Annotated in this window: 24 protein-coding genes; 14 read left to right on the forward strand and 10 right to left on the reverse strand. The window is 72.2% G+C overall.

From position 1 onward, the window contains the following. The first annotated feature begins 9 nt into the window (after nucleotides 1–9). The 3 genes from Pta02_RS10970 to Pta02_RS10980 all read left to right on the forward strand — a co-directional run bounded on the left by Pta02_RS10970 (nucleotide 10) and on the right by Pta02_RS10980 (nucleotide 2,608). A complete protein-coding gene (locus tag Pta02_RS10970) occupies nucleotides 10–447 on the forward strand; it encodes a protease inhibitor I42 family protein (RefSeq protein ID WP_203874626.1) in 438 nt (145 codons plus the stop codon). A gap of 19 nt (nucleotides 448–466) precedes the next feature. Then, nucleotides 467–1,249: a polyphosphate kinase 2 family protein gene (locus tag Pta02_RS10975; RefSeq protein WP_203874627.1), complete on the forward strand. Its 783-nt coding sequence runs from the start codon at nucleotides 467–469 to the stop codon at nucleotides 1,247–1,249. A 150-nt stretch (nucleotides 1,250–1,399) separates the two neighbouring features. After that, a complete protein-coding gene (locus tag Pta02_RS10980) occupies nucleotides 1,400–2,608 on the forward strand; it encodes a hypothetical protein (RefSeq protein WP_203874628.1) in 1,209 nt (402 codons plus the stop codon). 115 nt (nucleotides 2,609–2,723) lie between these two features. On the opposite strand, the gene Pta02_RS10985 is transcribed toward Pta02_RS10980, so the two are convergent. Next, entirely contained in the window at nucleotides 2,724–3,308 is a 585-nt protein-coding gene (locus tag Pta02_RS10985) for a hemerythrin domain-containing protein (RefSeq protein WP_239130120.1), read from the reverse strand. Nucleotides 3,309–3,436: 128 nt separating this feature from the next. On the opposite strand from Pta02_RS10985, the gene Pta02_RS10990 reads away from it, so the two are divergent. Next, nucleotides 3,437–3,874: a hypothetical protein gene (locus Pta02_RS10990; protein ID WP_203874629.1), complete on the forward strand. Its 438-nt coding sequence runs from the start codon at nucleotides 3,437–3,439 to the stop codon at nucleotides 3,872–3,874. On the opposite strand, the gene Pta02_RS10995 is transcribed toward Pta02_RS10990, so the two are convergent. From Pta02_RS10995 to Pta02_RS11015, 5 genes are all read right to left on the reverse strand, one after another. Further along, entirely contained in the window at nucleotides 3,823–4,440 is a 618-nt protein-coding gene (locus Pta02_RS10995; RefSeq protein ID WP_203874630.1) for a hypothetical protein, read from the reverse strand. The genes Pta02_RS10990 and Pta02_RS10995 overlap by 52 nt on opposite strands. 89 nt (nucleotides 4,441–4,529) lie before the next feature. Then, on the reverse strand, nucleotides 4,530–6,158 hold the full coding sequence (locus Pta02_RS11000; RefSeq protein ID WP_239130122.1) for a VWA domain-containing protein: 1,629 nt from the start codon (nucleotides 6,156–6,158) through the stop codon (nucleotides 4,530–4,532). Beyond that, the gene (locus tag Pta02_RS11005) at nucleotides 6,155–7,390 is read right to left on the reverse strand and encodes a toxic anion resistance protein (RefSeq protein ID WP_239130125.1); all 1,236 of its coding nucleotides are present in this window, start codon (nucleotides 7,388–7,390) and stop codon (nucleotides 6,155–6,157) included. The genes Pta02_RS11000 and Pta02_RS11005 overlap by 4 nt, the downstream gene beginning before the upstream one ends. 2 nt (nucleotides 7,391–7,392) lie before the next feature. After that, complete coding sequence (locus Pta02_RS11010; RefSeq protein WP_203874631.1) at nucleotides 7,393–8,499, reverse strand: hypothetical protein; 1,107 nt, start codon at nucleotides 8,497–8,499, stop codon at nucleotides 7,393–7,395. A 121-nt stretch (nucleotides 8,500–8,620) separates the two neighbouring features. After that, complete coding sequence (locus Pta02_RS11015; RefSeq protein ID WP_239130128.1) at nucleotides 8,621–10,423, reverse strand: AMP-dependent synthetase/ligase; 1,803 nt, start codon at nucleotides 10,421–10,423, stop codon at nucleotides 8,621–8,623. 59 nt (nucleotides 10,424–10,482) lie between these two features. Here Pta02_RS11015 and Pta02_RS11020 point away from each other — a divergent pair, with 59 nt between their 5' ends. From Pta02_RS11020 to Pta02_RS11030, 3 genes are all read left to right on the forward strand, one after another. Further along, nucleotides 10,483–11,052 carry a TetR/AcrR family transcriptional regulator gene (locus Pta02_RS11020; RefSeq protein WP_203874632.1) on the forward strand — a complete coding sequence of 190 codons (570 nt, stop codon included), beginning with the start codon at nucleotides 10,483–10,485 and terminating at the stop codon, nucleotides 11,050–11,052. Nucleotides 11,053–11,363: 311 nt separating this feature from the next. Continuing rightward, on the forward strand, nucleotides 11,364–12,992 hold the full coding sequence (locus Pta02_RS11025) for an ABC-F family ATP-binding cassette domain-containing protein (RefSeq protein ID WP_203874633.1): 1,629 nt from the start codon (nucleotides 11,364–11,366) through the stop codon (nucleotides 12,990–12,992). A 26-nt stretch (nucleotides 12,993–13,018) separates the two neighbouring features. Next, on the forward strand, nucleotides 13,019–14,032 hold the full coding sequence (locus tag Pta02_RS11030; protein WP_203874634.1) for a hypothetical protein: 1,014 nt from the start codon (nucleotides 13,019–13,021) through the stop codon (nucleotides 14,030–14,032). Between the two features lie 87 nt (nucleotides 14,033–14,119). On the opposite strand, the gene Pta02_RS11035 is transcribed toward Pta02_RS11030, so the two are convergent. Then, the gene (locus Pta02_RS11035) at nucleotides 14,120–14,398 is read right to left on the reverse strand and encodes a TFIIB-type zinc ribbon-containing protein (RefSeq protein ID WP_203874635.1); all 279 of its coding nucleotides are present in this window, start codon (nucleotides 14,396–14,398) and stop codon (nucleotides 14,120–14,122) included. Between the two features lie 44 nt (nucleotides 14,399–14,442). Then, nucleotides 14,443–15,345 (reverse strand): phosphotransferase family protein, encoded by a 903-nt coding sequence (locus Pta02_RS11040; RefSeq protein ID WP_239130131.1) that lies wholly within the window; start codon nucleotides 15,343–15,345, stop codon nucleotides 14,443–14,445. Between the two features lie 157 nt (nucleotides 15,346–15,502). Between Pta02_RS11040 and Pta02_RS11045 the strand changes: the two genes are divergently transcribed. From Pta02_RS11045 to Pta02_RS11065, 5 genes are all read left to right on the forward strand, one after another. Next, complete coding sequence (locus Pta02_RS11045) at nucleotides 15,503–15,934, forward strand: nuclear transport factor 2 family protein (protein WP_203874636.1); 432 nt, start codon at nucleotides 15,503–15,505, stop codon at nucleotides 15,932–15,934. A gap of 127 nt (nucleotides 15,935–16,061) precedes the next feature. Further along, nucleotides 16,062–16,847 (forward strand): HAD-IIA family hydrolase, encoded by a 786-nt coding sequence (locus Pta02_RS11050; RefSeq protein WP_203874637.1) that lies wholly within the window; start codon nucleotides 16,062–16,064, stop codon nucleotides 16,845–16,847. An 80-nt stretch (nucleotides 16,848–16,927) separates the two neighbouring features. Then, complete coding sequence (locus Pta02_RS11055) at nucleotides 16,928–17,524, forward strand: class I SAM-dependent methyltransferase (RefSeq protein WP_203874638.1); 597 nt, start codon at nucleotides 16,928–16,930, stop codon at nucleotides 17,522–17,524. Between the two features lie 124 nt (nucleotides 17,525–17,648). Then, a complete protein-coding gene (locus Pta02_RS11060) occupies nucleotides 17,649–18,548 on the forward strand; it encodes a TIGR03619 family F420-dependent LLM class oxidoreductase (protein ID WP_203874639.1) in 900 nt (299 codons plus the stop codon). A gap of 68 nt (nucleotides 18,549–18,616) precedes the next feature. Then, the gene (locus Pta02_RS11065) at nucleotides 18,617–19,921 is read left to right on the forward strand and encodes an MFS transporter (protein WP_203874640.1); all 1,305 of its coding nucleotides are present in this window, start codon (nucleotides 18,617–18,619) and stop codon (nucleotides 19,919–19,921) included. Here the strand turns inward: Pta02_RS11065 and arfB are convergent. After that, nucleotides 19,896–20,315: an alternative ribosome rescue aminoacyl-tRNA hydrolase ArfB gene (arfB, locus tag Pta02_RS11070; protein WP_203874641.1), complete on the reverse strand. Its 420-nt coding sequence runs from the start codon at nucleotides 20,313–20,315 to the stop codon at nucleotides 19,896–19,898. The genes Pta02_RS11065 and arfB overlap by 26 nt on opposite strands. Before the next feature lie 33 nt (nucleotides 20,316–20,348). Beyond that, nucleotides 20,349–20,990, reverse strand: a complete 642-nt coding sequence (locus Pta02_RS11075; RefSeq protein ID WP_203874642.1) for a TetR/AcrR family transcriptional regulator C-terminal domain-containing protein — start codon at nucleotides 20,988–20,990, stop codon at nucleotides 20,349–20,351. 67 nt (nucleotides 20,991–21,057) lie between these two features. Here Pta02_RS11075 and Pta02_RS11080 point away from each other — a divergent pair, with 67 nt between their 5' ends. Both Pta02_RS11080 and Pta02_RS11085 read left to right on the forward strand, forming a co-directional pair. Beyond that, the gene (locus Pta02_RS11080) at nucleotides 21,058–21,723 is read left to right on the forward strand and encodes a DUF4386 family protein (RefSeq protein ID WP_203874643.1); all 666 of its coding nucleotides are present in this window, start codon (nucleotides 21,058–21,060) and stop codon (nucleotides 21,721–21,723) included. Then, a complete protein-coding gene (locus tag Pta02_RS11085) occupies nucleotides 21,720–22,553 on the forward strand; it encodes a hypothetical protein (protein ID WP_203874644.1) in 834 nt (277 codons plus the stop codon). Before Pta02_RS11080 ends, Pta02_RS11085 begins: the two co-directional genes overlap by 4 nt. The last annotated feature ends 110 nt before the right edge of the window (nucleotides 22,554–22,663 follow it).

Raw genomic sequence — 22,663 nt, forward strand, 5'->3', positions numbered from 1 at the left:
CTGGTCCCCGTGAGATACCGGAAGGCGGCCGCCCTGCTGACGGCGGTGCTGGTCGTGGCGGGCGGGGCGGGGTGCGGCGCGGGCTCGGCCGTCTCGCACTACGGGAAGGTCGTCGAGGGCGGGGTCGGCCGGACGGCCGAGGTGGAGGTCACGCCCGGCGCGCGCTTCGCCCTGGCCGTCGGGGAGAACGCCTCCATCGGCGACAGCTGGCGGATGGGGCCGCTGCCGGATGTGAAGGTGGCCTCCTTCATCAGCGACGAGTACGAGGGCCCGTCGGAGGCGGCCGGGTCGGGCGGCACCCGCTATTTCGTCTTCAACGCCAAGCAGCGCGGCACGACCACGGTCACGCTCACCAACTGCTGGCGCTGCGCGGCCGACCGCGTCCCCGCCGACGAGCAGAGCAGACGTTACTCGGGAGACGCGGTCTTCCGGATCACCGTGAAGTGAAACATGCGACGCTTGGAGCATGAAACGACTGGCTGAGGTTGATCTGTCCGCCAAGCTCCCGAAGAAGGTCGCCGGCGAGCGGCTCGACACCGCGCTGCACCGCCTGCTGCGACTGCGGCTGATGCTCGGCGGGCAGATCGGCGACAAGCGCATCGGCCCCCCGCTGTGCGTGGTGTTCGAGGGATGGGACGCCTCCGGCAAGGGAGGGGCGATCAAGCGGCTGGTCCGCCCGCTCGACCCCCGGCACGTGCGGGTCGCCCAGTTCGCGGCCCCGACCTACGACGAGAAGCGGCACCATTTCCTGTGGCGCTTCTGGCCCGTGCTGCCCGGCTGGGGCGGCATGGCCGTACTCGACCGCTCCTGGTACGGGCGGGTGCTGGTGGAGCGGGTGGAGGGCTTCGCCACCGAGGAGCAGTGGTCGCGCGCCTACGGGGAGATCGTGGAGTTCGAGCGCACCCTCGTCGCCGAGGGCATGATCATGGTCAAGTTCTGGATGCACGTCTCGGAGGAGGAGCAGCTGCGCCGTTTCCAGGACCGGGCCGACGACCCGCTGCGGGCCTGGAAGCTCACCGACGAGGACTGGCGCAACCGTGACAAGCGCGCCGACTACGAGGTCGCGGTGGAGGAGATGCTGGAGCGGACCGACCACCCGGACGCCCCCTGGCACGTGGTCCCCGGCGACGACAAGCGCTACGCCCGGGTCACCGTGGTGGAGACCGTGTGCGCCGCGATCGAGGCCGAGCTGACCGAGCGCGGGCACGACCTGAGCGACCCCGCGCCGGGCGCCGCCGACGACGACTGATCCGGCGGGCCGGCCGGGGACGATGATTTTTCCCGGTCTTGACCAGCCGGGAGCGCCCGCCCCGCGGCGGGGCGGGCGCCGGGCGGTACGACTCTCCCGAACGGGGTACGGCAGGCAGCCCGTGCCGGTCAATCAACGAGGAGAGCACGCATGACCTTCAACCCGCTGCGCGAACGCGGTATCCCCCTGGACCGCCAGCTGCGCAACTGGCGCGAGCTGAACGTCACGCCGATCGACCCCGACCACGCCGACCCCTACACCCGGTGCCGGATCATCGCCATGAACGGCATCGAGGTCGAGGCGATCCTGTTCAGCCACCAGTTCGCCCGGCACTGCCCGGACCCGCTGGTCAAGCAGCAGCTGGCCCGGGTCCGCTACATCGAGGCCCAGCAGCAGAAGGTGGTCAACTGGCTGCTGCCCGGTCTGGCCTCGGTGCTGGAGACCACGATCGCCTACGAGCAGGTCGCGGTCGACCTGACCGCGTGGGTGGCCCGGATGGAGCCCGACCCCTACCTGAAGCAGGCCTACCAGTTCGGCGTGCTGGAGGACTTCGACCACCTGTACCGCTACGCCAACCTGTACGAGATGATCGAGCACCGCAAGGCGGAGAAGATCGTCGACAACCTGACCGAGGTCACCCCGGGCCGGCCCACCTACCTGCACCACCGCAACCCGATCGACAACCTGCGCGAGCCGTACGACAAGACCGCGGCCGCCCCGATCTCCAAGCTGCACGCGCTGACCATCATGGCCGCCGAGCAGCAGACCATGAACTTCTACATGAACGTCGGCCCGACCTACATGGAGCCGATCGCCCGCCGGCTCTACCAGGAGATCGGGCTGATCGAGGAGGAGCACGTCACCCACTACGAGTCACTGGTGGACCCGGGGGAGACCTGGTGGGAGATGCTGCTCAACCACGAGTACAACGAGTGCTACATGTACCACTCCTTCATGGAGACCGAGTCCGACCCGAAGGTCAAGGCGATCTGGGAGCTGCACCTGAACATGGAGCTGGAGCACCTGCGCATCGCCGCCGAGCTGTTCGAGCGGCACGACGGCCGCGACCCCCAGGAGGTCGTCGCCCCGCAGCTGCCGGCACCGGTGACCTTCGAGCCGAACAAGGCCTACCTGCGCGAGCTGCTGGCCACGCAGATCGACTTCACCACGATCGGCACCGGCTACGTGCAGGACATGCACGAGCGCTTCGAGCAGAGGCAGGAGGCGATCCACGGCGGCGACGCGTCCCAGGCGCCCAGCGAGCAGGTGATCGTCGACAACCGTGACAAGTCCGGCCGGGAGTACCGGCACGAGACCGACGGACCGCACCCGGTCGAGAGCCTGCGCGCCGACCGCTGACGCCCGGCCCCCAGCCGGGCGCCGACACGGCAGGGCCCGCGACCTCACCGGAGGCCGCGGGCCCTGCCGTGCCCGGCGCACTGCCGGGGTACCGCCCTGCTGGAGGGGCGCCGCCTCAGCCCTGCTTGCCCATCGCCTGGCGGATCACGTCGCGGGCCCGGTCCATCATCGCGACCGGCGTGCCGATCAGCAGGTTCTTGGTCGCCGACTCGGTCCCCGGGTGGGGGTGGGTCGGGGCCATCGCCTCGGCCGCCTTGACCCCGGCCGCCATGGCGCGGCGCTCGGCGTCGGAGGCGTAGGCGCGCAGCTTCTGGAACTCGTAGCGCTCCTCGCTGCGGGCGTGCGCCTCCACGGCCGCGCGCAGCAGCAGCAGGTTCTCCGTGAACTGCGGATCCTCGGGACCGGCCTGGTCCATCTTCATCAGCAGCTGCTTGGCCTCGTGCTCCTCGGCCAGGCGGTCGTCGACCACGGCGTCCCCGCCGTCCAGCTTCTTGCGGGCGTAGGGGTGGACGATCTCCTCCTCGGCCGTCTCGTGCACCGCCAGCAGCCGGACCAGCCGCTGGAAGGCCTCCGGCCGTTCGGCGGCCGAGGCCTTCTCCACCTCGTCGAACATGTCCCTGATCATGGAGTGCTGCGCCAGCAGCAGGTCGACGACGTCGTTCTCCTCCATCGCCTCGGGGCGCGGGTGGGCCTTGACCATGTCGATCTCCTTTTCGGATTCCTTCCGGAAGGCGTGGCCTACCCGCCCCGCCGGGGAGAAACCAGGACGGCGGCGGCGCCCGCCCCCCGGCTCCCGCCGCCACCCCGCTCGGCGGGGAGTTTGCCGGGATGGCGATCGGGCATCGGCGGGCCATGGGAGACGACGCTGCGAAGGACCCGGGCGGTGCCGCGCTCGCCCGGGCGCACGGGGTGTTCAACGTGTTGTCGGGAGTCTGGCCGCTGGTGCACCTGCCCAGCTTCGAGAAGGTCTTCGGCCCGAAGCAGGACGACTGGCTGGTCCGTACGGTGGCCGGGCTGCTGGTCGGGGTGGGCTGGTCACAGCTGCGCGCCGCGGGCGAGCCCGGGGGGGTCCGGCACGCCCGGCGGATCGGGATCGCCACGTCGGCGACCCTGCTGGCCATCGACCTCCTCTACGTGCCGCGCGGGCGGATCCGCCCCACCTACCTGCTCGACGCCGCCGCCGAGGTGGCCTGGATCACCCTCTGGCGGGCCGCTCACAGGTCGAGGCCGGAGGGGCCGAAGCGGTCGCGCAGGAAGCGGCTCTGATCGCGCAGGGCCTGCTCGTCGCCCCGGTGCACCGCCTCGGCCACCGTGCGCAGGGCGGAGTCCAGCAGGTCGAGCTGGACCAGCAGCTCCTCGTGGGCGCTGCGATCGCGGTCGCCGCGGCGGGTGAGCGCGTAGGCGGGGGGCAGGTTGGCGTAGGCCTCCAGGCCCGCGGGCAGATAGTCGCGGATCGTCCGGGAGACGACGTGCAGGTGGTCGGGGGAGGTGGTCAGCGCCTCCGCCCGGTCCAGCACCTCCGCGATCACCTCGGCCAGGGCCTCCACCCGCGCCACCACGTCGATGGGGAGGCGCCCCGAGCCCCGCACCCGGCGCAGCAGCGCCTCCAGGTCCGCCCGGAGCGGGCCGGTCTCGGCCTCGGCGTAGGAGACGGCCGCCCGGGTCCGGTCCGCCGGGGCCAGCAGCGCGCCCACGCCGTACAGCCCGGCCACCACCAGGGGCCAGAACGCGCCGGCCAGGCCGAGGAAGTGGGCCAGCAGGCCGGCCAGGGCGAGCGCGCAGCCGACGATGTTCCTGGTCGAGCCGAGGTACCCGACCACCCGGTCAAGCATGCGCGCGGCCTCCTCTCCGGGAGGGCCGGGATCGCCCGGACTGCGGGGATCGCGGGGACCGCCCGGCGGCCGGGCTACGGCCGCGGCCCTCACTGGTAGCCACGGATCTCCTTGAACGCCGCGGCCAGCGAGCCGTCGCGGGCGTCGAAGACGGCGCCCCCGGTCAGCTCGGCGACCCTGTTCATCTCCTCCACGTCGCTCTCCCCGAACAGCACGACGAAGGTCCGGGGCCGGCGCCCTTCGGGCAGCATCCGATACAGGGACTCGAAGTCCTCCGGTGAGGCGCCGTCGGTGTTCTCGCCGTCGGTCATGAGCACGATCGAGGTGTAGTGGTCCGGGTCGGCCCGCGTGCTCTCGGCGTAGGCGGCCCGCAGCCCGTCGTAGATCGCGGTCCCGCCGTCGGCGCCGAGACCCTCGGCGTATCCCCTGATCTCCTCCAGCACCGGTCCGGGGTCGCCCGCGGGCAGCGTGAAGGTGCGCGAGGCCCCGACGCCGTCGCTGAACGGGATCATGGTCACGGTCTCGCGGCTGCGGAACCGGGAGAACGTCCCGGAGGCCGAGCGGTCGGCGCCGGTCAGCATGACCAGGGCCTCGCGCAGCGCCTCGATGCGCTCGCCCTGCATCGAGCCGGAGGTGTCCAGCACGAACAGGGCGTGCGCGGGCACCCGAGCCTCGTCGAGGTAGGCGGTGATCAGCTGGTCGGCGGCGGCCCTGCGGTTGGGGAAGGGCAGCTCCAGCAGGGGCGCCGAGCCGAACTCCGGCCCCGGTCTCACCTCGGGGACGACGGGCCGCCGATGGGTGGTGGTCATGATCTCCCGCTGCGTGTCCGGCGTGCGCAGCCAGGCGGTCAGCCTGCCGTACAGCTCCCGCTTCTCCGGTGGCGCGGAGGCCAGCAGGGTCAGCGGATAGTCGGCGGTGACCACGCCGTCGTCGGGGTGGACGAGCGTGAGGTCCTTCATTCCCAGCAGCACCGACTCGTAGTTCACGATGCCGTCCACCCCGCCCCGCCGGGCGTAGGCGTCGGCCAGCCAGCCCGACGACCCCGCGGTCAGCCGCTGGGCGGAGAAGAACTCCTTCAGCTCCGGCGTGACCGCCGAGACCTGCGCGGCGTCCAGGGCCTCCCCGGCGTCCGACAGCGCCGCGGCCACGCCGACCAGCGCGGAGAAGCCGGAGTTGGACGAGGCCGGGTTCGCCATGCCGAAGGTGAACCTCCCCTCCCGGGCGGCGGTGGCGATCTGCTTCCAGCTCGCCTTGCCGCCGGCCCAGCCGAGCTCCCGGGCCTTGGCGGTCCTCAGGCCGAGCAGCACCGGGGAAACCATGATCTTGGTCTCGGTGGACAGCCGGGCGGGGGCCCCGTCGATCAGCGACAGGTAGCGGTTGGAGGAGAACCAGACGGCGTCGTACTCGCCGTCGGCGCCGCCGCCCGCCACCTGCTCGGCGCCGTCCAGGGTGCCGGTGTAGGAGATCTTCAGCTTGAGCCCGGAGCGGGACAGCAGCGGTTCGAGGTCCTTGACCTCGCTGCCGGCCAGGATCCGCAGCGTGTCCGGATGGTCGCCGATGTCGTCGGGGCCGCACGCGGCCAGGCCGAGCACGAGAGCCAGCGCCAGCGCCGATCCCAGGGCCGGCCTCAGGATCGGCCGTCTCGGCGGCCTCGGGGACCGGGCGCCCGCCGGCCGGCGGTCCGGTCCGGGGGCGGATCCCGGCGCGAGGGCGTTCATCGGCCCTCCTCCGCCGCCCGGTCCAGATAGGTCCTGACGTGTTCCAGCTCGCCGCTGAGGCTCTGGACGGTGACGGCCATGCTCTCCACGGCCTGGGCGCGGAAGGAGTCGATCATGTCCATGGTGGCGTAGACGTTGTCGAAGGCCCGGCGCAGGGAGTCCATGTCCACCGTGGTCGAGGCCGCCTGGTTCTGGACGGCGCCCGCCTGGGTGCGCAGCATCTCGCTGGTGGCCAGGATCAGGTCGCTCGTCGTGGCGTTGAGCGCGCCGATCTGGTCGAGCACCGGCTTCTGGTCGGCCAGCGCCTGCGCCACCGTGACCGCGGTGCGCAGTGCGGCGATCGTCGTGGTGGTCGCCCGGTCCACGCCCTTGCTGAGCTCCAGGTTGTTCTTGCGGACCAGGTCCAGCGCGAGGTAGCCCTGGGCGGAGACGGCCAGCTGGGTGAGGATGTCCTGGTGCTTGTGCCGTACGGTGAACAGCGCGTCGGAGCGCAGCGCGGTCGCCTTGTCCGGGTCGGCCGCCTCCAGGTGGAGCAGGTGATCCTCGATCGCGGCGTCCAGCGCGGCGGCCATCACCGCGTACTCCTGCAGGCGGGTCATCGCCTCCCACAGGTTCGCCTTCTCGCCCTCGATCGCGGCGTTGTCCTTCAGCAGCTCGTCCTGGCCGGACTTCAGCGCCCGGATGATGTCGTCGATGTGCTTCTGCGCGCTGTGGTACCCGGCGAAATAGTCGCGCAGCCGGTCGCCGAACGGGATCAGCCCGAGCAGCCTGCGCGGCCCGCTCGCCGCCTGCTTCGGGTCGAGGTCCACCACCGTACGGCGCAGCGCCACCAGCTGCCCGGCCACCCGGCCCTGGGCGTCGGCCGCCTCGCCCTTGGCCGAGGCCAGCGCGGCGACGGGACGCTTGAGCATGCGGTTGGCCACCTGGGAGGCGGCGCGGATCTCGGAGTCGCCCATCGAGGCGATGTCGTGCACCTTGCGGGCGAACTCCGGCACCCGGGGGTCCATGCCGGCCAGCTCCGCGGCGAAGTCCCTGGCCTTGGCGGCCAGCTCGTCGGCGCGGCCGTCGGGCAGCGGCAGCATGGTCGCGGCGCGCTCGGCGGGGACGGCGGTCACCGGGGCCGGCGGGGTGAGCGTCAGATCGGGCGGGGTGAGCGTCAGGCCGCCGGTCGTGCCCCCGCCCGCGCGGCCCGTCGTGTCCCCGGGCGTGTTCGCGGCCGTGTCGTGAGCCACGGTCAGGATCCTCCTTCGGCCTGCGGTACGGCACCGCCGGCGTAGAGCCGGTCGATTGCGGTGATCAGCTGTTCCAGGCGCTCGTAGACGGGGGGCTCGACCACGTCCACCAGGTCGCGGGGGACGGCGGCCCTGCGCTCGGCGACCAGGTCCGCGAAGGCCTCGGGGTCGGCGGTGCGGAAGCCGTGCTCGGCGGCCAGGCGGCGCAGCTGCGGGTCCTCGGTCAGCAGCCGGCCGACCTCGCCGCCCTGCTCGGTGAGCGGCACCAGGGTGTGCTTGCTGAGCACGGTGGGCGCGGGGTAGAGCAGCCGCATCTCGGGCGTGATCGAGCCGTCGCCGGAGAACAGGCGCGACAGGTACTGGGCCTCGTAGGTGACGACCATCGGCGTCTTGCCCGAGCCCATCACCAGATAGTCCTCGAACGGCGCCTCGGTCGAGGACTGCGAGTACCCCTGGTCGAGGAAGACCGGCGCGACCTTCTCGGCCACCCCGGGCACCTGCTCGGCGGTGGTGACCACGTCCTCGCCGTTGGCCACGTAGCTGGTCATCGCCAGATACATGGCCGCGGAGTTGGAGGTCCTGACGTCGGTGGTGGTCAGCAGCACCCGCTTGCGCGCCGGGTAGGCGGTGTTGCCGGGAAGCCGGTCCCACCGGGTCCCCTCGGCCACCAGCTCCAGATACCCGGCCATGTCCAGCACCTGGTAACCCCGCCCGGAGTCGCGCACGAGCCCGGCCCGGGTCAGCACCTCGACGATCGGCTGGAAGGTCGCCACGGTCATCGGCGAGTAGAAGGGGGAGAAGACCCGGGAGACCCCCCGGTCCTTCTTGATCTTCTCCGCCGCGGGCAGGCTGGAGGGGAACGCGAAGGCGTAGTCGTCGAGCCCGACCTCGGCCGCGATCTGCCGGGAGCCGGCGGTGTCCACCTCCACCCGCAGCCCGTGCTCCTCGAACGCCGCGCGGACCCTGGGGTCGTCGAAGAACGGCTTCTTCTCCGATCCGATCACGCCCCGCACCACGGCCGGGCCGCCGCCCCCGTTGCCGAGGACGACCGCCGTCACGACCGCGGCGCCGAGCAAGAGCGCCAGGACGACGCCGATCGATCGTTTCATTTCACCCCTTTTCCTGAAAATGCCCCTGTAGTGGGGATTATCAGAGGCCGGGAAAAGGGGTGCGGCGCTTACCGGGCGATATCCGGGAGAATTCAGCCCGTGTTCATTTTCCGGTCACGCCTCAGGCCGGTTTGACCGCTTTGTCGTACAGCGAGTCCAGGACGTCCTTGTGGCGGTCCTCCACCTCGCGGCGGCGGACCTTCATGCTGGGCGTCAGCTCGCCGCTCTCCACGGTGAAGTCGGCGGGCAGGATCGCGAAGTCCTTGACGGTCTCGTAGCTGGCCAGGCCGGAGTTGACCTCCTCGATCGCCGCCCGCACCTTCTCGCGCAGCGCGGGCAGCGAGGCCAGCTCGGCCGGGTCTTCGGACAGGCCCTCGGACTTGGCCCAGGCGGCGACCACGTCCGGGTCCAGCGTGACCAGGGCCGTGCAGTAGTTGCGCCGGTCGCCGTGGACCACGACGTGGGACAGGAACGGGCAGGCGGCCTTGATGCGGCCCTCCAGGTGCTGGGGCGCGACGTACTTGCCGCCGGAGGTCTTGATCAGCTCTTTCTTGCGGTCGGTGATGCGCAGCCGCCCGGCCTCGTCCAGCTCGCCGATGTCACCGGTGTGCAGCCAGCCGTCCTGGAGCGCCTCGGCGGTCTCCTCGGGCAGCCCGTGGTAACCGCGCATGATCCCGTGCCCGCCGACCAGGATCTCGCCGTCCTCGGCGATCCGCACGGTGACGCCGGGCAGCGGCGGGCCGACCGTGCCGAACTTCACGCTCCCGGGCCGGTTGACGAAGCTGCCGGCCGAGGACTCGGTCAGGCCGTACCCCTCCAGGATGGGCAGTCCGGCCGCGTCGAAGAACTCGGCCATCTCCAGCGACAGGGGCGCCGAGCCGGAGATGAAGTAGCGCACGCGCCCGCCGAACCTGGCGCGGAGCTTGGCGAAGACGAGCCGGTCGGCGATCGCGTGGCGGGCGCGAAGAGCGGCGGAGAGGGGCCGGCCCTCCTGCCGGGCGCGGCTGACCTCCAGGCCGGTGGCGCGCGCCCAGCGGAACAGCCTGAGCTTGATCCCGCCCTCGTTCTGCACGGTCGCGGTCACGGTGTTGTGGATCTTCTCGAAGATCCGGGGCGCGGCGGCCATCACGGTGGGCCGGAGCTCGCCCAGGTTGGCCGCGATGCGGTCCAGGCGGCCGTCGATCGCGGTCGGCGTGCCCGCCGCGATCATCACGGCCTCCAGCAGCTTGCCGAACGAGTGGGACATCGGCAGCCACAGGAAGTGCAGGTCGTCGGGGGTGAGGAGGTCGATCTCGACGGCCGCCCGGGCCGTCTGCAGCCAGTTGCGGTGGGTCAGCTCCACCCCCTTGGGGCGGCCGGTGGTGCCGGAGGTGTAGATCAGCGTGGCCAGGTCGTCCTCGGTGACGGCGTCCACCATCCGGTCGTACTCGCCCGCGTCGGCCTTCGCGCCGGAGGCGGCGACCTGGTCGAGGGTGAGCACCCAGCCCTCCTCGTCCGCCTCGCCGTCGATGACGATCACGTGCTTGACCGCGGGGATCTCGTTCTTGACCGAGCGGAGCTTGGCCACCTGGTCGTCGTTCTCGGCGATGACCAGCACGCTGCCGGAGTCGGCGGCGATGAACGCGCACTCGGAGGGGGTGTTGGAGGGGTAGATCGTGGTGGTCGCGGCCCCGGTGGACAGCACCGCCAGGTCGGCGAGGATCCACTCGATCCGGGTCCCGCAGAGCACCGCGACCCGGACGCCGGGCTCGGCGCCGAGCGCGCGCAGGCCCAGCGCCAGCGCGCGGATCCGCGCACCGGCCTCCGACCAGGTGAGCGAGGCCCACCCGCCTGCGGAGGGGTGGCGGAAGGCCTCCGTGTACGGTGTCGCCCGGATCCTGCTCCGCAGCATCGCGGGAAGGGAACCGGTGAATTCGACGCTCATGACGCACCTCGATTGGAGTGGCACTCTAGAGCGTTACTCTAGCAAGCGGGGGTGGAGTGATGGCAAGGGCCGCCACGCGTGAGGCGATCCTGGACGCGGCGCTGACGATCGTGGCCGACAAGGGCCTCGAGGCGATGACGATCAGCCGGTTGGCCGAGGTCTCGGGAGCCTCGAACGGGAGCATCTACCACCACTTCGGCAGCCGCGGGGGCGTCGTCGCCGAGCTGTACCGCGCCGGCTTCGCCGAACTGGTCGGGGAGATGATCCCCGCGCTCGACGAGCGCCCGGCCGAGGCCGTCGTGCCGGAGCTGGCCGGCCGCTTCCTCGACTGGATCGTGGCCCACCCGACCAGGGCGGAGTTCGTCTACCGGGCCTCGACCGCCGGGGTGCTGCCGGAGGAGGAGACGGCCGCCTTCAAGGCGCGCGTCATGGCGCCGCTGGCCACGTGGTTCGGGGCGCGCACGGCCCGCGGGGAGGTGCGCCCGGTCCCGGCCTGGGCCCTGGACGCGGTGGTGATGAGCCCGGTCCACGAGTGCGCCCGGCGCTATCTGGCCGCTCCGGCCACGTTCGACCTGCGGCGGGCCCGTCCCGAGGTGGAGCACGCGGTCTGGGCGATCGTCCGGCCCTGACCCGGCCGGGAGTCCTCCGGAGAATCCATTGGCGTCACTCCGGTCCCGTCAGTATCCTTGCCGTGTCGTACTGCCGTCCCCGGGAGCGTCCGTTGGAGATCTGAGGTTGCGGACACCGCGCCATGCGAGCCGTTGTGACGGCCCGGCGCGCCCGACCTCAGCGGACCCGTCCCGCCCTTTTCCCGGCGACGACCCATCTCGCGGTCTTTCCTCACCCCGCGATCTCCTCTGAAGGCGTGCGCGTCTGCGGTGTCCCTGTGTCCCGATAAATCGCGTCCTGATAAATCACGACACATTCTGGGAGCCGCCTCATGTCTTTCCCTTCATTCTCGATCGTCTGCGACGACCTCTCCTACAACTGGCCCGACGGCACGGCCGTCCTGGAGAATCTCGACGCCGCGTTCCCGCCCGGCCGTACCGGCCTGATCGGGGTCAACGGCTCGGGCAAGTCCACCCTCCTGCGGCTGATCGCCGGCGAGCTCACCCCGTCGGGGGGATCGGTCGCCGTCACCGGCGAGGTCGGCTACCTGCCGCAGAACCTCCCGCTGGGCACCGGCCGCACCGTCGCCGAGCTGCTGGGCATCGCCGAGCGGCGGACCGCGCTGCTGGCGATCGAGCGCGGGGACGCCTGCGCGGAGAACTTCGCCGTCGTCGGCGACGACTGGGACATCGAGGAGCGCGCCCGGGGCGAGCTGGACCGGCTCGGCCTGGAGCACGTCGGCCTCGACCGGACGGTGGCGACGCTGTCGGGCGGCGAGGCCGTCATGGTGGGGCTGGCCGCGCTGTTCCTGCGCCGGCCGGACGTGCTGCTGCTGGACGAGCCGACCAACAACCTCGACCTCGACGCCCGCCGCCGGCTGTACGCCGCGGTGGAGTCGTGGACCGGGGTGCTGGTGACGGTCAGCCACGACCGCGCCCTGCTGGAACGGGTGGACGCCGTCGCCGACCTGACCGGCGGCGCGGTCCGGATGTACGGCGGCAACCTGCCGGCCTACGAGGAGATGCTCGCCGCCGAGCAGGAGGCGGCCGAGCGGGTGGTCCGGACCGCCGAGGCCGACGTGCGCCGCCAGAAACGCGAGTGGGAGCAGGCGCAGGTGAAGCTGGCCCGCCGGGCCCGCTACGGCAACAAGATGTACGAGCAGAAACGGGAACCGAAGATCATCATGCAGGAGCGCAAGCGGCAGGCGCAGGTGGCGGCGGGCAAGCACCGCACCATGCACGCCGCCAAGCTCGCCGGGGCCCGCGAGCGCCTCGGCGAGGCCGAGGCGGCCGTGCGCGACGACGCCGCGATCCGCATCGCGCTGCCCGAGACGGCCGTGCCCGCGGGCAAGACCGTGCTGACCCTCACCGGCGTGCGGACCGTGAGCGGGACGACGGTGGAGGAACTGGTCGTGCGGGGACCCGAGCGGATCGCGCTGCTCGGTCCCAACGGCTCCGGCAAGACCACGCTGCTGCGCACGATCGCCGGGGAGCTGGATCCGGAGGCGGGATCGGTCGAGGTGGGCGTGCCCGGCGTGGGGTACCTGCCGCAGCGGCTGGACCTGCTGGACGACGGACTCAGCGTGGTGGACAACGTCCGCCGGTTCGCGCCGTCGGCCTCGGTCAACGCGGTCCGGGCCCGGCTGGCCCGCTTCCTGTTCCGCGGCGGGCGGGCCGACCTGCCCGCCGGGGCTCTCTCGGGCGGCGAGCGCTTCCGCGCGGTGCTGGCGGCGCTGCTGTCGGCGGAGCCGCCGCCGGGACTGCTGCTGCTGGACGAGCCGACCAACAACCTCGACCTGGCCAGCGTCCGCCAGCTGGCCCAGGCACTGGAGGCCTACCGGGGCGCGCTCGTCGTGGCGAGCCACGACCTGCCGTTCCTGGAGGCCGCGGGGATCACCCGGAGGCTGGTCCTCGACCGTCAAGGCATCGTCTCGGAGGGGTCGATCGAGTTTGACGCGTAAGGATCTATCCCACGATAGTGGGATAGATGAGCCTCCCCCCGACGGCCCGCCGGCTGATCCCGTGTGTCACGGTCGCGGCACTCGCCCTGAGCGCCTGCTCGTCGCTCACTCCCGCCCGTGAACCCGTGCGGGGTCAGGCCACCGCGGGCGGGGTGGCCGGAGGAGGCGGCGGCCCGAAGGCGGATCCCTCCGGCGGCCCGTCGGTCGCGGTGAGCACCGCCCCGCCGTCCCCGTCGGCGCTGACGGCCGACGCCTACCGGACCGAGCTGGAGCAGGCGGGCGAACCGGTCAGGCAGGCGCTGCGGAAGCTGGCCGCCGCCGGCGGGCTGGACGGCCTCGACGGGCGGGTGCGCAAGGCCGCCGGCGCGGTGGACCAGGCGGTGACCCGGCTGCAGGTCCTCGCGCCGCCCCCCGAGGTGGCCGCCCAGCACGGGGCCTATCTCGGTGCGCTGCGCACGTTCGGCGGGGCCCTGCACGACGCCGTGGAGGGCGTGCGGGCGCAGGAGACGTGCACCGGCCCCTCGGTGCTGACCAAGCTGGACAAGGGCGGGGAGCTGTCGGTCATGAAGGACGCCGCGGCGGCCCTGACCGGCTACCCGGCCGACGTCGTGTCGGTGAAGGCGGCCAAGCAGCAGAACCGCCGCCTGTCCAACGGCAGGATCCTGCGGTCGTACGAGAGCCGCACCGGCCGGGGCTCGCTCAAGGTCGACAACGGCGGTGCCTACGACGCCGTCGTCGTGGTGCTGCGCGGCAAGAAGCGGGTCGTCTCCTTCTACGTGCGCAAGAAGGGCAAGGCGACGATCAGCGGCATCCGCGACGGCAAGTACAAGGTCTACTACGCCACCGGCACCGACTGGGACGCCAAGCGCAAGGCCTTCACCCGCTCGTGCGACTTCACGCAGTTCGGCAAGACGGTGCCCTACAAGACGACCTACTCCGGCGCGTACATCCGCTGGAACAACTGGACGATCACCCTGCACTCGGTCAAGGGCGGCACGGTCGCCTCCAAGCCGGTCAAGCCCGGCGACTTCCCCAAGTAACCGCTTCCCTGGGCGGGCGCGGGCCCCCGAACGCGAAGACCGCGATCTCGTGGAGATCGCGGTCTCGGGTCGTCCCCCCTGGATGGATCAGGTGGAGAAGAGCATGCCCACCCAGCTGCGCTGACGGTGGTGGCCGTAGTGGCCGCCGTAGTGCGGAGCGGGAGCGCCCCAGCCGGGAGCGCCGTGGGCCGGCGGCGGCGGAGGCGGCGGCGCGGCGTGCTGCTGCGACCACTGGCTCTCCATCCGGGTCAGGGTCTCGAGCTCGCCGTAGTCGAGGAAGATCCCGCGACAGCCGTCGCACTGATCAATATGGACACCATTGCGCTCATAAGTGCGCATGTTGCCGCGACACTTCGGGCACTGCATCGGTCGTCTCCTTGCCTTGGCATCGTGGTCGTCGTACCCACAACCTACTGCGTGGGCACACTATGGCAGGCACTTCGGAACTGGACAATCCTTTGGCAGGTGTCGACGAGCACGCTCTCCACCTCGTCCAACGCCCGCTCCTCCCGCCGCGCCGCCGCCACCGCCGCGGCGGCCAGCTGTACCGTCAGCGCCTGCGCCGGGACGTTCAGCCGCTCCCACGGATCGCCCTGCGCCGGGACGGCGTCGCCGCCCGCGGCTCGGTAGGCCGCCAGGAAGCGGTGCCACACCTCCGGCTCCAGCAGCCCGGCGGCGAACCAGGCCGCGGGCCTGGCCAGGTCCCAGGCCGGATCGCCCAGGCCCAGGTCGTCGGCGTCGATGAGGATCCACCGGCCCTCTGCGCGGACCATCTGCCCCATGTGCCAGTCGCCGTGGGTCGGCAGGCTCACGCCCGCGGAGCTCTCGTCGAACTCCGGCAGGCAGGCGAAAGCCCGCAGCACGACCTGCTCGGCGGCCGAGCCGCCGGTCAGCCGGGTGACGGTCCTGCCCACCCGGGCCGGGCCGCCCGCCGGGGGGAGGGCGGGCAGCGCGCCGGCCGGTACGGCGTGCAGCCGGGCCAGCAGCCGGGCGCCGTCCTCCCAGGGAGCGGCGCCGGGGTCGCCGGGGTCGACCGGGGTCCCGGCCGGCCAGACGGTCACCAGCCTGTCGCGGACGGCCGTGACCTCCTCGGTGACCGGCCGCAGCAGGATGCCGCCCAGGGCGGGGTGCGCCGCGGCCCGCATGCGCCGCTCCAGGGGTTCGCGGGCGGCGCCGGGGGCGTGCGCCTTGACCACGACGGACCCGGCCCGCACGATGACCACGTCCGGCCGGGTCGGCACCACCGTCGCGGGGCCGCCGCCGTAGCGCACGCCGATCCGGCTCATCTCCTCGATCAGGTCCTCGTCGCTCACCAGGAAAGTGAATCACAGCTCCGGCCTGCGCGAACGAGCGAATCTACGCTGTAAAGGCGGTGGTTCCCGTGAAAACCGGCACCGCTGAGGGGAAGGCCCCGGATCCACGAGGCGATCACCCCTCGCATTCGTAGCAAGCGTTTGGTTGTATGCGGGCATGAGGCAACAGGAGATCGCGGACCGGCTGGAGATCGGCGACGTGCTCGCCCGCTACGCCTACTCCATCGACACCGGCGACTGGCAACGGCTCGACCTCGTCTTCACGCCCGACGCGGTGATCGACTACACGGCGGCCGGCGGGATCAGGGGCACCCGGGAGGAGGCGCGGGCCTGGCTGGCGGAGGTCCTGTCGCACTGGCCGGGCCGCCAGCACCTGATCGGCGCGACGAGCGTCCGCTTCGAGGGGAACGAGGCGGTGGTGACGGCGTCCTTCACCGACACCCTCGCCCCGTCCAGGGAGATGGTCGCCGCCGACGCCGCCGGGCTCATCCGCGGCGGCGGCTGGTACCACCACCGCATGGTCCGCACCGTGTACGGCTGGCGCAGCCGGGAGCTGGTCGAGGAGCAGGCCTGGCGCACAGCGCAGTGAGCGTCCTCCCGCGAGCACCCCGGCGGGCATCCGGCGCGGCCGACCTGCCGGTGGGGCGCCCGCCTCGCACCTGTCATCCTGGTCACCTCCATCGACGAGGAATTGAGAAGCGGGGAAGTGCGGGCCGATGACGGACGAGCGCAAGCCGATCGAGTGCTGGCTGTCGGACATGGACGGCGTCCTGGTCCACGAGGGGCACCCGGTGCCGGGCGCCGAGGAGTTCATCCGCCGGTTGATCGCGACGGGCAAGCGGTTCATGGTGCTGACCAACAACTCCATCTACACCCCGCGCGATCTCGCGGTACGGCTGCGCGCGGCGGGCCTGGACATCCCGGCGGAGTCGATCTGGACCTCGGCGCTGGCCACCGCGCAGTTCCTGGACGACCAGCGTCCCGGGGGCTCGGCCTATGTGATCGGTGAAGCCGGTTTGACCACGGCGTTGCACGAGATCGGTTACGTGCTGACCGACCTCGGCCCCGACTACGTGGTCCTGGGCGAGACGCGCACCTACAGCTTCACGCAGATAACGCGGGCGATCCGGCTGATCGAGGCCGGGGCCCGCTTCATCGCCACCAACCCCGACCCGATCGGCCCCTCCCACGAGGGCTCCCTGCCGGCCTGCGGCGCGGTCGCGGCGATGATCACGAAGGCGACGGGCGTGGAGCCGTACTTCGTGGGCAAGCCCAACCCGATGATGATGCGCAGCGCGCTGCGGGCCATCGACGGGCACAGCGAGAGCACCGCGATGATCGGCGACCGGATGGACACCGACATCGTCTCCGGCATGGAGGCCGGGCTGCACACGATCCTGGTGCTCACCGGGGTGATGGCCAAGGAGCAGATCGACCGCTACCCGTTCCGCCCCTCCCAGGTGGCCGACTCGGTCGCCGACCTCATCGACATGGTCGGTTGAGTCCCGGCCCGCCGGGTGAAGATCGGCGGATGTCCGGATTCTCCGGTCTCCGCGGTGGGCGGGTGCCATAATCCCCGCCCATGGGGGACTACTGGAACCACAACACCCACTACCATCCGCTCGTCCTGCGGGCCGTCCCGCCCGGTTGCGGGACGGCGCTGGACGTCGGCTGCGGCGACGGGCTGCTCGCCAGGAAGCTGGCCGGGCGGGCCGGACGGGTCATCGGGATCGACCGGTACGCCCCGGCGATCGAGAAGGCCAGGTCGCTGGGCGGTCCCGGTGACCTGACCTTCGCCGAGGCCGACTTCCTGACCTGGTCGCCGCCGGAGGACGGGGTCGACTTCGTCTCGTTCGTGGCCACGATCCACCACATGGACTTCACCGCGGCGCTGAAGAGGGCCGAGGCGATCCTGCGGCCGGGCGGCGCCCTGGCCGTGGTCGGCCTGGCCTGCAACGCCACCCCCGCCGACTGGGCCTTCTCCGCCCTCGGCGTGCCCGCCACCCGGATCCTGCGCCTGCGCCACCGCGCCGCCGCGGGCGAGCCCGACGTGCCGGTCCTCGATGCGGACATGTCCTGGGACCAGGTGCGGCGGGCGGCCGGCGAGCTGCTGCCCGGCTCGGTGTTCCGCAGGCACGTGCTGTGGCGCTACTCCCTCACCTGGCGCAAGCCGTACTGAGTCCGCGGGCCGGTTCCCGCGTGGCGCGGTCGATCCTCGCGTGGCGCGGGCCGGTTCCTTCGTGGCGCGGGCCGGGGCGGCCCCGGTGATCGCCCGCCCGGCGCGCCGCGCGTAGGGTGCCTGCATGAGGATCGGATTCGCGGTGCCGACGTCGGGATCCTGGGCCACGCCCGCCAACATGGCGCGGGTCGCCCGCCGGGCCGAGGAGCTCGGCTATCACGGGCTGTGGACCTTCCAGCGGCTGCTGTACCCCCGCGGGCACACGATGGGCCCCACCTACCGCAGCGTGCACGACCCCGTGGTCACGCTGTCCTATCTGGCGGGGCTGACCAGCCGGATCCGGCTGGGGGTCGCGGTGCTGAACATGCCGTTCTTCTCGCCCGTCCTGCTGGCCAAGCAGCTGGCCAGCCTCCAGGCGGTCTCCGGCGGCAGGCTGGAGGCCGGGCTGGGACTGGGCTGGCTGGAGGAGGAGTTCGTCGCCTCGGGGGTGCCGATGGAGCGGCGCGGCCGGCGCGCGGAGGAGTTCCTCCAGGTGCTGCGCAGGCTCTGGTCGGAGGAGACCGTCGAGCACGAGGGCGAGTTCTACCGGCTGCCCCCGGTCCACCAGGACCCCCGTCCCGCCACGCTCCCGCCCGTCCTGCTCGGCGGGGGCGCGCCGGTGGCGCTGCGCCGCGCGGGACGCCTGGCCGACGGCTGGATCAGCGCCAGCCGCGAGGATCCGGCCGGCCTCGGCGAGAAGATCGCCGTCGTCAAGGAGGCGGCCCGCGCCGCCGGGCGGGATCCGGAGGCGCTGCGCTTCGTCACCCGGGGCGTCACGCGGGTGCGGCCCTCGGGGACCGCGGACCGCAGGCCGCTGACCGGTTCGTTCGAGGAGATCCGGGGCGACCTGGCGGGTCTGGCGGCCCAGGGCGTGACCGACGTCTTCCACGACCTCAACTTCGACCCCGAGATCGGCTCGCCCGACGCCGACCCGGCGGAGTCGATGCGCCGGGCCGAGGCGGCACTGGAGGCGCTGGCTCCCTGATCACCCCTTGACGCGGTCTCCGGCGGGATCTAGAAAACAGAGCAAGATTCGGCCGAGAGGGGCGCCCCATGATGACCGCGACCGCCCAAGGCCGCCTGGGCGCGGTCACCGCCGGGGCCCCGGCCTTCCCGCTCGCGCTGCTGTTCGGGCTGAACGCCGTCGACGAGATCGACCGCCTGGCCTTCGCCACGCTCTCGCCGGAGATCAGGGACGCCTTCGGGCTCAGCGACACCGAGATCGGCGCGATCGGCTCGATCGTCAGCGTGTTCGTCCTGCTGGCGGCACTGCCGCTGGGGTATCTGTCCGACCGGGTGAACCGGGTGCGGCTGGTGGCCGGGGCGGCGCTGCTGTGGGGCACGATGAGCGTGCTGACCGGGCTGGTCACCACGGTGGCGCTGCTGTTCGCGGTGCGGATGCTGGCCGGGCTCGGCCGGGTGAGCAACGAGGTGGTGCACTCCAGCCTGCTGACCGACTACTACCCGCCCCGGGTCCACCCGAGGGTCTTCCAGCTGCACCGGCTGGCCAACCCGCTGAGCCAGGTCTCCGGGATCGCCGCGGGCGCGCTGGCCACCGCCTACGGCTGGCGGTGGGCGTTCGTGCTGCTGGCGATCCCGACGTTCGTGCTGCTGGCCCTGACCGTACGGCTGCGCGAGCCGGGCCGCTCCCGCTCCACCGCCGCGCGGGCCGAGGCCGCCGACGGCGTGCCGTTCACTGCGGCCACCCGGCGGCTGTTCCGGATCAGGACGCTGCGGCGGCTGTGGCTGGCGGCGCTGCTGTCGGGCATGGGGCTGGTGGCGCTGCCGCAGATGTTGTCGCTGTTCCTCGGCCACGTCTTCGAGTTCGGCGCGACGCAGCGCGGCGCGGCGCTGACCGTCGCGGGCGCCGGTCAGGTGGCGGGCCTGTTCCTGGGCGGGAGCTGGGCGACTCGGGCCTCCTCGCGGGACGACTGGCACGGCGTGGCCACGATCGCCGGCCGCTCGGCGCTGGTCTTCGCCGGTGCGCTGCTGGTCCTGGGCTGGACCCCGGTCCCGATGGCGGCGTTCGCCGTGATGTTCGTGATGGGGGCGGGCGGGGGGAGCTTCCTGCCGGCGTACCTGTCGCTGGTGGGCCGGGTCTCGCCGGGGGAGATCCGCTCGCAGGCCTACGCGTGGGCGGTGTTCTGCATCGGCCTGAGCACGGTGGTCTCGATCGGCCTGTACGCACTGGGCGAGGCGGCGGGCTTCAGGATCGCGATGACGGTCTTCGGGCTGATCGTCCTGGCCGGGGCCACGGCGGTCCTCACCGCCCGCCGGTTCGCCCAGTCCGATGCCGGGACCGGGGACACGGGGCCTGAAGCCGGAACCGGGGTCACGGGCTCCGGCGCAGGCGTTTGAGGTCGGAGCGCTGCTTCTTGGCGGTGATGCGGCGCTCGACGGCGCCCTTGCTGGGCTTGGTGGGGCGGCGCTTCTTGGGCGGCGGGGCGACGGCCTCGCGCAGCAGCTGGGCCAGGCGCATCTCTGCGGCCTCGCGGTTGCGGAGCTGGGAGCGGAACTCCGAGGCGGCGATGGTGACCACCCCCTCCACGAGGCGGGAGGCGAGCCGTTCGAGGGCACGCGTCTTGAGCAGGGGCGGCAGGGCCTCGGTGGCGGCCAGGTCGAAGCCGAGCTCGACGCGGCTGTCGGTGGTGTTGACCCCCTGGCCGCCGGGGCCCGAGGAACGGGAGAACCGCCAGCGGAGCTCGGTCTCGGGGATGGAGATCGAGCCGCTGACCTGAAGCGGACCGGGCATGGCGGCGACTCCTTCGGCGACGGGGGTGCGCGTTCAGGGTAACGAGGGGACACACCCATCGATCAACCGGTTTATGCCCCATGTGAACTGTTCTACCGAGTTCCACCCGGCCGCCACCTCCGACGCGGCGGAGGTGAGCGGCGGCCCGGCCGCCAGTGCGGCCCGGCGCTCCAGCAGGACCTGCTCCGGGTCCGTCCCGGGTCCCGGCAGGTCGGCGGCGGCCAGCGCGGCCGAGCCGAGCACGTGAACGATCACCGCGTACGCCGCCCGGGCGCCGTCGCCGGGGGACAGCCCGGCCTCGGCGAAGGCGGCGAGCAGCCCCTCGCCGACCAGGACGGCGTTCGGGCCGTTCATCGGGCCGGAGAGGAAGAACGGCACGGCTCCGGGCCTGGCCAGCAGTTCGGCGCGCAGGCGCAGCGCGTAAGCGGTGATCCGCTCGCGCCACGGGGCCGGCCCGCTCAGGACGGCGGGCCCGGCCAGGTCCAGCAGGTGCTCGACCACGGCGCCCTCCAGTGCGGCCCTGTCGGGCACGTAGGTGTAGAGCGTGTTCGGCCGCACGCCGAGGCGGGCGGCGACGCCCCGCAGGGTGGGGACGGTCGCGGGGTCCTCGGCGAGCAGTTCCAGGACCGCGTTGACGATCTTCGGGACGTCGAGGCTGCGCTTGGGGCCTTTCATTCCTTCATTGTACGGTGTATAAATTTTGTACAGCGTACATTGTGCATCGTACAAAGAAGGAGGGGCCATGATGCCCATGAGGAAGGTCGCGGTCCTGCTGGTGCTCGGCGCGGTGGCGGCCAACGCCGCCTTCGCCGGCCTGGCGGCCGTCTTCGACTATCCCGACGTGCTGGCCCGGCCCGCTGCCGAGGTCATGGACGCCTTCCACCGCGATCAGGCGATCGTCAGCGCGCTGTTCCTGCTGCTGGCGCTGGGTGCCGGCCTGCTGGCGCCCATCGCCGCCGGACTGGCCCCGCGGGCCGGGCGCCTGTCGCTCGTCGTGGGGACGGCGGCGGCCGTCGTCCAGGTCGCCGGGCTGCTGCGCTGGCCCCTGATCGTGCCGTTCGTGCGGGACCCGGAGACCTTCGAGACGCTCGGGACCGTGCTCGGCACGGTGGTCGGCGAGACCGCCGGCTACCTGCTGACCGCGGCCTGGACGGTCATGGTGGTCAGGGCCCTGGGCGGCCGGGTGCTCAAGGTGTGGGGCCTGGCCGCGGCGGCGCTCGTCGCCTCCGGGGTGCTCGTCCCCTTCGGGGTACCCGGGACGGACCTGGCGAATTTCGCGGGATATGTGGTGTGGAGCCTCTGGCTGGTGGGACTTGCCGCAGTCTTGTGGGGTTCGCGGGCTTCCGTCACAGTGGCTTCTCAGGGGAAGGCCGTACGGGCCGGTGAGGGAAAGGCGGGGGTGTCATGAACGCGATCGTCGGCGTGCACGGGATAGGCAAGTACCGCTACTACCGCGAGGCGGGCAACTCGGTCAGCGGGGCGGCCACCGCGATGCGTACCAAGTGGGACCGCTATCTGCACAAGGGTCTCACCGGCGGCGCGCCCCACGGCGGGGAGCGCTACATCACCGAGATCGCCTACTACGCCCACCTGCTGGGCGAGAGCAAGGACGAGGCGCCGCGCGAGGTCCGGGCCATGGACGCCGGGGCCCAGGAGGTCCTGGTCGCCTGGGCCCGGCAGCGCGACACGCTCGGGGAGGGGCTGACCGGCGCGCTCAACCGGGTGGCCGGCTGGCTGCTGACGCGCATGAACGACAACGCCGCGGCCTTCGCCAAGCTCTTCTGCCCCGAGGTCGCCGCCTACCTCGCCGCCGGGAGCCGGGCGCGGGAGGGCGTGCGGGCGATCGTGGCCGAGGTGATCCGCCGCAACCGGCCCAGGGTGGTCATCGCGCACTCGCTCGGCAGTGTGGTGGCCTACGAGACGCTCTGGGCCAACCCGGACCTGAAGGTGGACCTGCTGATCACGCTGGGCAGCCCGCTCGGCATGCGCAATGTGGTCTTCGAGAAGCTGATGCCGGCCCCGGTCAACGGCTGGGGCGAGCGGCCCCGCCAGGTGCGCCGGTGGGTCAACATCGCCGACAAGGACGACATCGCGGCCATCCCGCCGGAACTGCGGACCCGCTTCACCGGCGTGGACCAGGAGGTCCTGGTCAACCTCGACTGGATCGACTTCCACACGGTGGAGAAGTACCTGGGCTGCGGCGCGCTCAGGGATCCGCTGAAGCCGTACCTGTCCTGACGTCCGATCTTCGCTCGCAGGCGGGAGAGAAGTCACCTTCCGCTCGACCGGTGTTCAGCCACGGTGGGTAACCGGCGTGGCTATGCAGCGGCTGTTCACCTCCCCTTGGA

This window comes from Paraplanobispora takensis, from assembly GCF_016863195.1.
GTDB lineage: Bacteria > Actinomycetota > Actinomycetes > Streptosporangiales > Streptosporangiaceae > Planobispora > Planobispora takensis.